This is a genomic window from Streptomyces sp. CBMA29 (assembly GCF_014596445.1).
Classification (GTDB): Bacteria; Actinomycetota; Actinomycetes; order Streptomycetales; family Streptomycetaceae; genus Actinacidiphila.
The window spans coordinates 1-11,613 of the sequence record NZ_MECL01000263.1 but is presented as its reverse complement, the minus strand read 5'-3'; the positions used below and the strand labels follow the sequence as shown (position 1 = coordinate 11,613).

9 protein-coding genes and 1 pseudogene are annotated in these 11,613 nt (G+C 72.9%); 5 read left to right on the top strand and 5 right to left on the bottom strand.

The window, feature by feature from the left end; all coding sequences use genetic code 11:
- The 5 genes from BGM09_RS35815 to BGM09_RS35795 all read right to left on the bottom strand — a co-directional run.
- On the bottom strand, positions 1-196 hold a 196-nt coding region (locus BGM09_RS35815), incomplete at its 3' end, for a flavodoxin-dependent (E)-4-hydroxy-3-methylbut-2-enyl-diphosphate synthase (RefSeq protein WP_188285930.1).
- A gap of 100 nt (positions 197-296) precedes the next feature.
- Positions 297-1,613: a M50 family metallopeptidase gene (locus BGM09_RS35810; RefSeq protein ID WP_188285929.1), complete on the bottom strand. Its 1,317-nt coding sequence runs from the start codon at positions 1,611-1,613 to the stop codon at positions 297-299.
- On the bottom strand, positions 1,610-2,920 hold the full coding sequence (gene dxr / locus BGM09_RS35805) for a 1-deoxy-D-xylulose-5-phosphate reductoisomerase (protein ID WP_188285928.1): 1,311 nt from the start codon (positions 2,918-2,920) through the stop codon (positions 1,610-1,612). Before dxr ends, BGM09_RS35810 begins: the two co-directional genes overlap by 4 nt.
- Before the next feature lie 29 nt (positions 2,921-2,949).
- A complete protein-coding gene (locus BGM09_RS35800) occupies positions 2,950-4,890 on the bottom strand; it encodes an acyl-CoA dehydrogenase family protein (protein ID WP_188285927.1) in 1,941 nt (646 codons plus the stop codon).
- 162 nt (positions 4,891-5,052) lie between these two features.
- The gene (locus tag BGM09_RS35795; protein WP_188285926.1) at positions 5,053-6,513 is read right to left on the bottom strand and encodes an aldehyde dehydrogenase family protein; all 1,461 of its coding nucleotides are present in this window, start codon (positions 6,511-6,513) and stop codon (positions 5,053-5,055) included.
- A 362-nt stretch (positions 6,514-6,875) separates the two neighbouring features.
- Between BGM09_RS35795 and BGM09_RS35790 the strand changes: the two genes are divergently transcribed.
- The 5 genes and pseudogenes from BGM09_RS35790 to BGM09_RS35770 form a co-directional block, all read left to right on the top strand.
- Positions 6,876-7,373: a CU044_2847 family protein gene (locus BGM09_RS35790; RefSeq protein ID WP_188285925.1), complete on the top strand. Its 498-nt coding sequence runs from the start codon at positions 6,876-6,878 to the stop codon at positions 7,371-7,373.
- Entirely contained in the window at positions 7,370-8,347 is a 978-nt protein-coding gene (locus tag BGM09_RS35785; RefSeq protein WP_188285924.1) for a trypsin-like peptidase domain-containing protein, read from the top strand. Before BGM09_RS35790 ends, BGM09_RS35785 begins: the two co-directional genes overlap by 4 nt.
- A gap of 4 nt (positions 8,348-8,351) precedes the next feature.
- Positions 8,352-10,076 carry a hypothetical protein gene (locus BGM09_RS35780; protein ID WP_188285923.1) on the top strand — a complete coding sequence of 575 codons (1,725 nt, stop codon included), beginning with the start codon at positions 8,352-8,354 and terminating at the stop codon, positions 10,074-10,076.
- 63 nt (positions 10,077-10,139) lie between these two features.
- Positions 10,140-11,240 (top strand): AAA family ATPase, encoded by a 1,101-nt coding sequence (locus BGM09_RS35775; RefSeq protein ID WP_188285922.1) that lies wholly within the window; start codon positions 10,140-10,142, stop codon positions 11,238-11,240.
- 12 nt (positions 11,241-11,252) lie between these two features.
- Positions 11,253-11,613 (top strand): annotated as a pseudogene (locus tag BGM09_RS35770) (hypothetical protein); the annotation flags it as partial.

Sequence of the window (11,613 nt, the reverse complement as noted above, 5' to 3'; positions counted from 1 at the left end):
GACACCCCGAAGCCGTCAGCTCCGCGATCTGCTGAAGAGTGGCACCGATGTCCGACGTACGGGTCGTCGTCATCGACTGAACGGAAACAGGCGCGTCCCCACCCACCGGGACCGACCCGACCTGGATCTGACGGCTCTTGCGGCGTTCGGCGAGCTTGATCGGAACATCTGGCATCCCGAGCGAAATCGCGGTCATTGCGTGGCATCCCCAAGGTGTGGATCGAGGTCCCGCGTGGGCGGGCTCCGATAACCGAGGTTACGGCACCCCGCCCACGACCCACACGCCCCTCATCCCATTACGAACTCAGTTTGACGGGGTTGACCACGTCGGCGATCAGGACAAGCAAGGTGAAGGACACAAAGATTCCGGCCACGACATAGGCGATCGGCATGAGCTTGGCGACGTCGAAGGGCCCGGGGTCCGGCTTGCGGAAGACCTTGGCGGCCTTGCGCCGGACGGACTCCCACAGCGCGCCCGCGATGTGGCCGCCGTCCAGCGGCAGCAGCGGGAGCATGTTGAACAGGAACAGCGAGAGGTTGAAGCCGCCGACGAGCATGACCATGGTCATGACGCGGTTGATGGCGGGCTCCTGGAGCGCGAAGACCTCGCCGCCGACGCGGGCGGCGCCGACGACGCCCATCGGGGAGTCCGGCTTGCGCTGCGCGCCGTTGAAGGCCGCGTTCCACAGGTCGGGAATCCGCTTGGGCAGGCTGATCAGAGAATTCACGCCCTGTTTGGCCATGTCGCCCATGTGGTTCACGGAATCGGTGAAGCCCAGCGGCTGGATGTGGCTGGCCGGGCTGAAGCCGAGGAAGCCCGCCTTGACCGTGCCGTCCACGTAGTTGCCGTCGCTGTCGGTCTTGGCGACGGTGTTGGTGGTGATCGTCGGGTGCAGGGTGAGCCGCTGTCCGTCGCGGACCACGACGACGCTGGCCGGGCCGATACCGTCGCGGATGTCCTTGGACAGGGCGTTCCAGTCGCCGACCGGCTGGTCGTTGAACTCCACGATCTTGTCGCCGGCCTTGAAGCCCGCGGTCTTGGCGGGCGCGACCGGGTCGGAGGGCAGGCACGGGTTGTTCACGTCGCGCTTGGCGGTGTCCGCCTGCGAGATCACACAGTCGCTGACCTGGCTGACCACGGTGGTGCGCATGCTGATGCCGAAGCCCATGAACACGCCGAGGAACAGCGCGACGGCCAGGATCAGGTTCATGAACGGTCCGGCGAACATCACGATGACGCGCTTCCACGGCTTGCGCGTGTAGAACATCCGCGTCTCGTCGCCGGGCTGGAGCTCCTCGTACGCCGCCGAGCGGGCGTCCTCGATCATGCTGCGCCACGGCGAGGTCGACCGGGCGGAGACCTTGCCGTCCGCCCCCGGCGGGAACATCCCGATCATGCGGATGTAGCCGCCGAGCGGCACGGCCTTGAAGCCGTACTCGGTCTCGCCCTTGTGCCGGGACCAGATCGTCGGGCCGAAGCCGACCATGTACTGCGGCACACGGATCTTGAAGAGCTTGGCCGTGGAGAGGTGGCCCAGCTCGTGCCAGGCGATGGAGACCATCAGGCCCACGGCGAAGACCACTATGCCGAGGACCGTCATGAGAGCGGTCATACGCCTGCTGCCTCCGATGTCGACGCGCTCGTGTTCACGTTCCCGTTCACGTCCGCACTCCCGTTGTTCCCGTTCACGTTCGCCAGTTCCCTGGCGCGGGCACGGGCCCACGCCTCCGCTTCGAGGACGTCCTCGACGGTCAGTCGAGTTCCCGTCCCGGGCACGCCATGTTCCTCGACGACCTTCGCGACGGTGTCCACGATCCCGGTGAACGGCAGCCGGCCGGCGAGGAAGGCGTCGACGCACTCCTCGTTGGCCGCGTTGAACACCGCGGGCGCGGTGCCTCCGAGGCTACCCACATGTCGCGCCAATGCGACGGACGGGAACGCGTCCTCGTCGAGCGGGAAGAATTCCCACGTCGAGGCTTTCGACCAGTCGAAGGCGGGGGCGGCGTCCGGCACCCGGTCCGGCCAGCCGAGACCCAGCGCGATCGGCATCCGCATGTCGGGCGGGCTGGCCTGGGCGAGCGTCGAGCCGTCCACGAACTCCACCATCGAGTGAATGTAGGACTGGGGGTGGACGACGACCTCGATCCGCTCGAACGGGATGTCGTAGAGCAGGTGCGCCTCGATGACCTCAAGGCCCTTGTTGACCAGGGTCGCGGAGTTGACGGTGATCACCGGGCCCATGTCCCAGGTGGGGTGCGCGAGGGCGTCGGCGGGCTTGACGTCGGCCAGTTCCTCGCGGGTACGGCCGCGGAAGGGGCCGCCGGAGGCGGTGACGACGAGCTTGCGGACCTCGGCGCGGCTGCCGCCGAGCATCGCCTGGAAGAGCGCGGAGTGCTCGGAGTCGACGGGCACGATCTGGCCGGGCTTCGCGACGGCCTTCACCAGGGGGCCGCCGACGATCAGCGACTCCTTGTTGGCGAGGATCAGCACCCGGTCGGCCTCCAGCGCCGCCAGCGTGGGCCGCAGGCCGATCGAGCCGGTGATGCCGTTGAGCACCGCGTGGCACTCCAGGGCCGCGGCCTGGGTGGCGGCTTCCGGGCCGACCAGCAGCTCCGGCCCGTTGCCGGGGCCGAAGTGCCTGGTCAGGGCCTGTCGCAGCGGCTCCACGGCAGCCTCGTCGGCGACCGCGACCGTCCGCACCTGAAGCTGGTGCGCCTGTTCGGCGAGCAGTTCCACGCGGCTGCCCGCGGCGGAGATGGCCACGACGCGGAAGCGGTCCGGGTTGCGGAGCACCACGTCGATGGCCTGGGTGCCGACGGAGCCGGTCGAGCCGAGGATCACGATGTCCCGTCGGCCGCCGGCCGCCGCCTCTCCGGTCGTGTACGGGCGGTAGTGCGGGTCTGCGAGAGCGTCCGTCATGGGGCCATTCTGTCCTGCCGTGGCGGCTGTCAGTGCACCGGTCGGCGGACGTCGTCCGCCCGCGTCGGGCCGGGCTCGGCCTCCGCGATCCACGGGCCCTCGCGGCTGGGGTCGACGATTCCGGCTTCCAGCCAGGTGAGGTCGCCGTTGAGCACGGAGCGGGTGAGGCGGCGGTCGGTGCTGTCGGTGTTGGTCCACAGCCGGGCGAACAGTTCCTCGGTGCGGATGCGCGACTGGTGGCAGAAGGCGTCGGCGAGGCGTCGGGCCTCCTGGCCGTGCTCGCCGGTCGCGGCCAGGTGCTGGGCGCGGACGCAGGCGGCGCTCATCGCGAAGAGTTCCGCGCCGATGTCGACGATCCGGGCGAGGAAGTTCTGCTTGGTCTCCATCCGGCCCTGCCAGCGCGACATCGCGTAGAAGGTGCAGCGGGCCAGCTTGCGCGCGCTGCGCTCCACGTACCGCAGGTGTGCGGCGAGCGGCCCGAATTCGGTGTACGAGGTGGGGAGCTGACCGGGGCCCGCGACGAGTCTGGGCAGCCAGCGGGCGTAGAAGCCGCCTGCCTTGGCGCCCGCCTTGGCCTTGTCGCCCAGGGTGGTGTCGGGGTCGATGAGGTCGCCCGCCACGGACAGGTGGGCGTCGACCGCCTCGCGGGCGATCAGCAGGTGCATGATCTCGGTGGAGCCCTCGAAGATCCGGTTGATCCGCAGGTCGCGCAGCATCTGCTCGGCCGGGACGGCGCGCTCGCCGCGGGCGGCCAGCGAGTCGGCGGTCTCGAAGCCGCGCCCGCCGCGGATCTGCACCAATTCGTCGGCCATCAGACAGGCGGCCTCCGAGCCGAAGAGCTTGGCCAGCGCGGCCTCGATCCGGATGTCGTTGCGGTTCTCGTCCGCCATCTGGGACGACAGGTCCAGGACGGCTTCGAGCGCGAAGGTGGTGGCGGCGATGTACGCGATCTTCGCGCCGACGGCTTCGTGCTCGGCGATCGGCTTGCCCCACTGCTCACGGGCGGCCGACCACTCGCGGGCGATCTTCAGACACCACTTGCCCGCGCCCGCGCACACGGCGGGCAGCGACAGGCGGCCGGTGTTCAGGGTGGTCAGCGCGATCTTCAGGCCCGCGCCCTCGGCGCCGATCCGGTTCGCGGCCGGGACCCGGACCTGGTGGAAGCGGGTGACACCGTTCTCCAGGCCGCGCAGGCCCATGAAGGCGTTGCGGTTCTCCACGGTGATGCCCGCGGAGTCGGCCTCCACGACGAAGGCGGTGATGCCGCCCCTGTGGTCCTCGTAGGTGTCCGCGCCGCCCTCCGGCTTCGGCACCCGGGCCATGACGACGAGCAGGTCCGCGATGACGCCGTTGGTGGTCCACAGCTTCACGCCGTCGAGTACGTAGTCGTCGCCGTCGCGGACCGCGCTGGTGGCCAGCCGCGCCGGATCGGAGCCGACGTCGGGCTCGGTGAGCAGGAACGCGCTGATGTCGGTACGGGCGCAGCGCGGCAGGAACTTCTCCTTCTGCTCCGCCGTGCCGAACATCTTCAGCGGCTGCGGTACGCCGATCGACTGATGGGCCGACAGCAGCGCGCCGATCGCGGGGCTCGCGGAACCGGCGAGGGCCAGCGCCTTGTTGTAGTACACCTGGGTGAGGCCGAGGCCGCCGTACGCGGTGTCGATCTTCATCCCGAAGGCGCCGAGTTCCTTCAGGCCCGCGATCGTCTCGTCGGGAATCAGCGCCTCGCGCTCGATCCTCGCGCCGTCGACCTTCGTCTCGCAGAAGCCCTTGAGCAGGTCGAGGAACGCCTCGCCCTGCTCCACCGCCTCGGCCGCGGGCAGCGGGTGGGGGTGGATCAGGTCGAGGCGGAAGCGGCCGAGGAACAGTTCCTTGGCGAAGCTGGGCTTGCGCCAGTCCTGTTCCCTGGCGGCCTCCGCCACCTGACGTGCTTCGCGCTCCGAGACCTTGCGTGCGGTGGGTGCGGACACGGTTGCGTCACCTCCGGGTAGCCGGTTACCAACCGGTGCTACTTGTCCGTACTACCCGAATCCGGCCGACCCGACCATCCGCGGCGCGAGGTCGGCCGAATGCTGTGACGTCAGTTGACACCTATTGACGCCTGTCGGCGCCTGTCGGCGCCTCCCGCGGCCTCAGAGGTCCAGGCCGGTGAGGACCAGCACGCGCTCGTACGTGTAGTCGTCCATCGCGTACTTGACGCCTTCGCGCCCGGTGCCGGAGTCCTTCACACCGCCGTACGGCATCTGGTCGGCGCGGTAGGAGGGCGCGTCGCCGATGATGACGCCGCCGACCTCCAGCTCGCGGTGGGCGCGGAAGGCGGTCTGGAGGTCGTGGGTGAACACGCCGCTCTGGAGGCCGAAGCGGGAGTCGTTGACGGCGGCGAAAGCCTCGTCGGCGCCGTTCACCCGGTGCAGCGACAGGACGGGGCCGAATGCCTCGGCCGAGGCGAGGACGGCGTCGGCGGGCAGGTCGGCCAGGACGGTCGGGGCGTAGCTCGCGCCGTCCCGCACCCCGCCGGTCAGCAGCTTGGCGCCCTTGCCCACCGCGTCGTCGACCCAGGAGGCGACGCGCTCGGCGGCGGCCTCGCTGACCAGCGGACCGACGTCGGTCGCGTCGTCGCCGGGGTCGCCGACCGCCTGCGCGCGCACCTTGGCGACGATCTTCTCGGCGAGCGCGTCGTAGACGGCGGTGTCGGCGATGACCCGCTGCACCGAGATGCAGGACTGGCCCGCCTGGTAGTTGGCGAAGGTGGCGATCCGGCTCGCCGCCCAGTCCAGGTCGGCCTCGGACGACCAGTCGGCGAGGACGACGGCGGCGGCGTTGCCGCCCAGTTCGAGGGTGACGTGCTTGCGGGGCACGGAGTCCATGATCTGGTAGCCGACGGTGTCGGAGCCGGTGAAGGAGATCACCGGCAGCCGCGGGTCCTGGACCAGCGAGGACATCCGGTCGTTCGCCACCGGCAGCACGCTCCAGGCGCCCTCGGGCAGGCCGGTGGTCTCGGCGAGGAGTTCGCCGAGCAGCAGCGCGGACAGCGGGGTCGCGGGGGCGGGCTTGAGGATGATCGGCGTGCCGACCGCGATGGCCGGGGCGATCTTGTGGGCCACCAGGTTGAGCGGGAAGTTGAACGGCGCGATGCCGAGCACCGGGCCGCGGCTGAAGCGGCGGGTCAGCGCGAGCCGCCCGACGCCGCCCGCGTCGGTGTCCAGCCGCTGCGCCTCGCCGCTGTTGAAGCGGCGGGCCTCCTCCGCGGCCCAGCGGAAGACGGACACGGCGCGGCCGACCTCGCCGCGCGACCACTTCATCGGCTTGCCGTTCTCCGCCGTGATCAGCCGGGCGACCTCCTCCGACCGCTCGGCGAGCCGCTTCGACACATGGTCGAGCGCCGCCGCGCGCACATGGGCGGGTGTCGCCGAGAACGCGGCCTGCGCCGCCGCTGCCGCCGCCACCGCCTCCTCGACCTGCGCGTCCGTCGGCACGCTCACCCGGCCGACCGCCGCGCCGTCCCACGGGCTGGTCACATCGAAGGTGTCCGTACCGGTGGCCTCACGGCCCGCCAGCCAGAACGCGTACGCGGCTGCGCCTGTCGTTGTCACGGTGGGTCCGCCCTTCAGGAGTTGGTTCAGGGGTCCGCATGTGCTGCCGTCCCGTCTCTCACGGTAGGCGCGCCCGCGGACACCGCACGTTGTCCACGACGTAGTACGTGCCCGCTGACGCGCGCCGTAATGGCCGGAATGGCCCGGCGGGGCGAGGGAGGCCGCGCTGACAGGGTCCGGCAGCGGCCGGTCGGGGCGCGGCGGACAGCGTCCGGTGGATGTCCGGCGGGGGGGCACGGCGGGCGGACGGCCCCGATACGGCTGGGGTGCGGCAGCGGTCTCGGTCGGGGGGCAGGTGGGGAAAGCCGCACGGCGTGCCGTCGGGCGCCTCTATCCTGCTGGCGGGACGGGGAGGGAACGCCATGACGGAGACCGTGACGATCGACCTGGGCGACGGCTCGACGGTGGAGGCCGAGGTGATCGGCGACCTCACCTTCCGGCAGCCCGGTGAGGCCGCCTCCGGTGCGGGCGGCGCCGACTCGTACGGCGACGTCGGCGTCGACATCGGCCGCCGCGCCGCCGCGCTGGGCTCGGCCGTCGCCCTGAGCCTGGGCCAGGTGCGCGACACCGTCCGCAGTGTGGGCCGCTGGGCGGCCGAAACGGTGACCGAGGGCGGCGCCGCCGGTTCCCCCGACGCCTTCGAGGTCGAGTTCGGCCTCAATCTGGCCGTGAAGTCCGGCCAGCTCTTCGGGATCATCGCGGAGGCGGGCAGCGAGGCGAGCCTGACCGTACGCCTCTCCTGGGACCTGGCGGCGCGCAGAGCCCGCGCGGAAGCGGCGGTGACGGCGGTCGGCGGAGCCGCCGCGGACGGGACCGACCCGGCCGGGGACACGGGCTCCGGGTCCGGCGGACAGCCGTGAGCGCTGGGGCCGTCGCCTGGTGGGGCGCCGGGCCGCTGGGCGGCGAGGCGCGCTTAGGGGCGGTGTGGCTGGAGATCGGCGGGACCTTCCGGGGCAGCGGCTTCCTCGTACGGGACGGGCTCGTCGTCACCGCAGCACACGTGGTGGCCGGGGCGGCCGGAATCGTCGTACGTCACCCGTCCGGCGGTGGTCCCGTGACGGCGGACGGCGTACGGGCGGTGCCTCCGCACAGCGACGGCGGGCGCTTCCACCCGTATCCGGATCTGGCGCTGCTGACCGTGACCGGGTGGTCCGGGCACCCCGTCGCGTCGCTCGCGGCCAGTGACCCCGAGCCGGGCACCGAGGTGACGGCGCTCGGCTACTCGGAGTTCACCCCCTCCCCCGGCGTCCAGCCGGACTCGCTCGCGCTGCGCACAGGAGCCAGGTCCGGCGACTTCCTCCGGGTGCTGGGCGACGGCGTCCGCGAGGGCTTCAGCGGCAGCATGCTGCTCGACCGGGCCGGTCTCGTGGTCGGTGTGGTGAAGGGCAGCCGCTCGTACAGGGACGACCGGGGCGGCTGGTGCACCCCGGTCTCCGCCCTGCGCGGCGTCCTCGGCATCGCCGGCGCCCCGGCCGCCTCCGCCCCGGCCGGCTCCGCCCCGACGGCCGCCGCGCCCGGCCCGCCGCCCACCGACAGGGAACTGGTCGACGCCCTGCTGGCGTTCTCCTCTCTGGGACGCGCGGACCACCGCTACGACCTGCTCGACCGGATGGGCGACCACCTCGGCCTGCCGTACTCCTTCGAGGTGGAGGAGCGGCCGAGCCGCCGGGACCACCTCTTCCGGCTGGTGCTGAGCTGCCGCCGTTTCCGGGACGAGGGGGCCGCGTGGCGCGCCCTGTACACGGCGATGGAGGAGATCGTGCCGGACGACCGGGCCCTGGAGCGGCTGCGCGACCTGGTCGGGCGGGCGGTCGGCGGCTGGGGGGACGCGTAGCGCGATGGGTTCCGTGGAGGGGAAGTGGACGGCGAAGCGCCTGCTGGCCAAGGTGGGCAGGGCCGGGGACGGTGCCGGTCCGGGGGCCGACGGGGGTCCGTGGCCGGTCGGCGCGGCCGAGCTGCTGGGTGAACTCCTGGAGGACTTCCCGCAGTTGTCCCGGCACGGCGACCGGCTCGACCTGCTCCAGCGGATGGACGAGGCGGCGGAGCGCCACGAGCCGCGGCCGTACGGTCCTGGCACCGGGCGGGGCGCGCGCCGGGCCCGCTTCCGGCTCGACGTCCGCGAGGAGTTCGTCGCCCGCGCCCATCTGCGCAATCTCGTCGGCGCGATCGAGAACCGCCCCGACCCCGACGCGGCACTGGACGCGCTGCGGGCGGCGCTGCGCGGCCAGGCGCCGTACGACAAGGCCCTGCCGTGGCTGGAGTTGGCCGTCCTCGGCCTGACCGGCACGGCGCCCCTGGCGCCCGACACCTCGCTCACCGTCCTCACCGCGCTGCGCGCGGACACCCCGTTCCTCCCCTCCCCCGCCCAGCTCGCGCGCCATGTCCCGCACGGCGCGCCCGGCACCGCGCTGCTCACCGGCCGCGAGACCCTGCCGGAGATCCTGGTGCGCCTGTCCGACCTGCGGGGCGGCGGCCTCAGCGGCGACGCGGGCCGGGCGGTACCCCTGCTGAGCTTCCTCGGCTCCGTCACGGCCGACACCGACCTTGCCGCGTACGCCCGTTGGGCCGCTCTGCGCGAGCTGCTCGGCGCGCTGGGCGGCGGCCGGGTCGGGGACAGCGGGACGGCTGGCGGCACCGAGAGCCCGGAAGCCGCCGACCGGCTGATCGTGCAGATCCGCGTCGAGGCCGCGGGTCCCGAGCATGTCGAGGACGGCAGCTACGAACTGCGCGGCGCCTACTACCGGCAGGCCGTGCACGGCGGCCCGCTGCGCCGGGTGGCGGCGCTGCCGCCCAGCGAGCCCTTCCGCCGCAGCGAGCTGACCGGCGCGGGCAGCGCGCGGATGTCGGCGTGGACGGAACTGGCCCGCGAGGTGCGCGGCGCGGGCGGCGGCGTCCGGGTCGAATTCCTGCTGCCCGAGGCCCTGTTGGGCTATAGCGCCGAGCTGTGGTCGGCCGGGCCGACCCGTACTCCGCTCGGCCGGCACCACCCCGTCGTCGTACGGTCCCTTGAGCGGTACACCGACTCGTGGGTCATCGGCGCGTGGCGGCAGCGCTGGCAGCACCTGCGCCAGGACCCGCGGCGAGCGGCGGCGGGCGCGCACGGCGGCGGTGACGGCGACACGGCCGGAACCGGGGCCCTGGAGACGGACCCGGCGGACGACGCGCTCGGCCGGATCTCCTGGCCCCGGCTGCACGGGCAGTCCGCCGCCGACGAGCTGACCGAATCCCTCGTACGGCAGCCCGAGTTGGCCTGCCTCGGCCTGACCGTGCCTTACGACCGGCTCTCGGCGCACCTGCTCGCGGCCGTGAAGGACGCGCTGTACACCGAGGGCGTGCCCGTCATGCTGTGGCGGCGCGACCCCGGCGACCCGCGCGAGCTGGTGACGGCGCTGCGCGCCCACCCCCCGGCCCGGCTGCTCGACCTGCCGGAGACCGTGCACCGCTGCCGCAAGCACGGCAGGACGGCGGGCGCCGACGACGTGCGGAACAACATCACGCTGCTCTGGGACGACCCGGACAGCGTGGACGCCGACCAGGACACGCCGTACGCGGGGATGGCCTGACATGCGGACGACGCGCACCGGACACACACGACGCACAGGACGCACAGGACAAGGAGCGGTGCGGTGACGGCGAACGGCGACGACTGGTGGGTGTACCGGGGTACCGGCACCCCGCACGACGGCATCGACGGCCTGCCGGAGGCCCCCGCGTGGCGGGCCTTCGGCGCCGAGTACGGCGACCGCGGCGAACTGCCCCCGCCGCCCGCCGACGGCGCCGGACCGGGCGCGGACGGCGCGACCGCCCGGCGGCTCGGCCGCGACCGCCAGGCCGTCGCCTACCAGGCCGACCGGCGCGGGGTGCAGCTCGTCAACCTGGCCCTGCACCTGCGCCGCCCCCTGCTCATCACGGGCAAGCCGGGAGTCGGCAAGTCGACACTCGCCTACGCGGTCGCCCACGAACTGCGCCTCGGTCCCGTACTGCGCTGGCCGATCACCAGCCGCGCCACCTTGCGCGACGGCCTGTACGCGTACGACGCGATCGGCCGTCTGCACGACGCGGGCATGGGACGCGGTCCGGCGGGGAGCACGGGCGGCACCGGGACGGACGGCACCGGGGGCGGCACCGGCCGGGAGGAGCCGCCGCCCGTCGGCCGCTATCTGCGGCTCGGTCCCCTCGGCACGGCGCTGCTGCCCTGGCGGCACCCGCGGGTGCTGCTCATCGACGAGATCGACAAGAGTGATCTCGATCTGCCCAATGACCTGCTGAACGTCTTCGAGGAAGGCGAATTCGGGATTCCGGAACTCGCCCGGCTGGGGCCGGGTGATCAGGAAGTCATGACCGCGGACGGTGCGCGGACGGCCACCGTCACTGGCGGGACGGTGCGCTGTGCTCAGTTCCCCTTCACCGTCTTGACGAGCAACGCCGAGCGGGAGTTCCCGGCCGCTTTCCTGCGTCGCTGCGTCCGGCTGGAGATCCAGCCGCCGGACGCGGACCGGCTCGCCGCGATGGTCACCGCGCACCTGGGACCCGGCGCCCCCGGCGCGGCGGCCGAACGCACCGCGGTCATCGCCGAGTTCCTGCGGCGCCAGCGCGAGGAGGGCGCGGAGCTTGCCAACGACCAGCTCCTGAACGCCCTGTTGATGGCCGACCGCGGCCTGTGGTCAGGCCGGCAGGACCGCGAGTTCATCGAGAGCGTCCTCCTCCGCCCCCTCAACGAGTCCTGACCCGCGCCCGCCATGGCACCGCCAGCGCCGGAACCGCCGCCGCCACCCGAGCACCCCGAGCATCCCGAGCACCCCGACGGGCTCAGGGCCGTCCTGGCCGGGCTCCTCGGCGGCCACGAGGACGGCCCCACGGCTGTCGACATGGCCGATGCGGTGTGGCTGGCACGGCTGGCCGGGCTGGCGGCGGAAGACGGTGCGGACGGCGGCCCGCAGGAGCCGCCGCGGGCGGTCACACCGGGACCGGACCCCGTACGGCCGGACCCCGTACCGCCGGAGCGGGAGCCGGAGCGGGAGCGGGAGCGGGAACCGGACCCCGTGCCCGAGCCGCGCCGCCCACCGGCCGCCCCCGGCACGCCCGCCCCGCGCGTCGGAC

What these genes read in the sequence shown, in the direction of transcription:
- BGM09_RS35780 (WP_188285923.1), top strand. Translation starts at nt 8,352, where the DNA reads ATGGGTTCCGTGGAGGGGAAGTGGACGGCGAAGCGCCTGCTGGCCAAG.
- BGM09_RS35790 (WP_188285925.1), top strand. Translation starts at nt 6,876, where the DNA reads ATGACGGAGACCGTGACGATCGACCTGGGCGACGGCTCGACGGTGGAG.
- BGM09_RS35810 (WP_188285929.1), bottom strand. Translation starts at nt 1,613, where the DNA reads ATGACCGCTCTCATGACGGTCCTCGGCATAGTGGTCTTCGCCGTGGGC.
- dxr (WP_188285928.1), bottom strand. Translation starts at nt 2,920, where the DNA reads ATGACGGACGCTCTCGCAGACCCGCACTACCGCCCGTACACGACCGGA.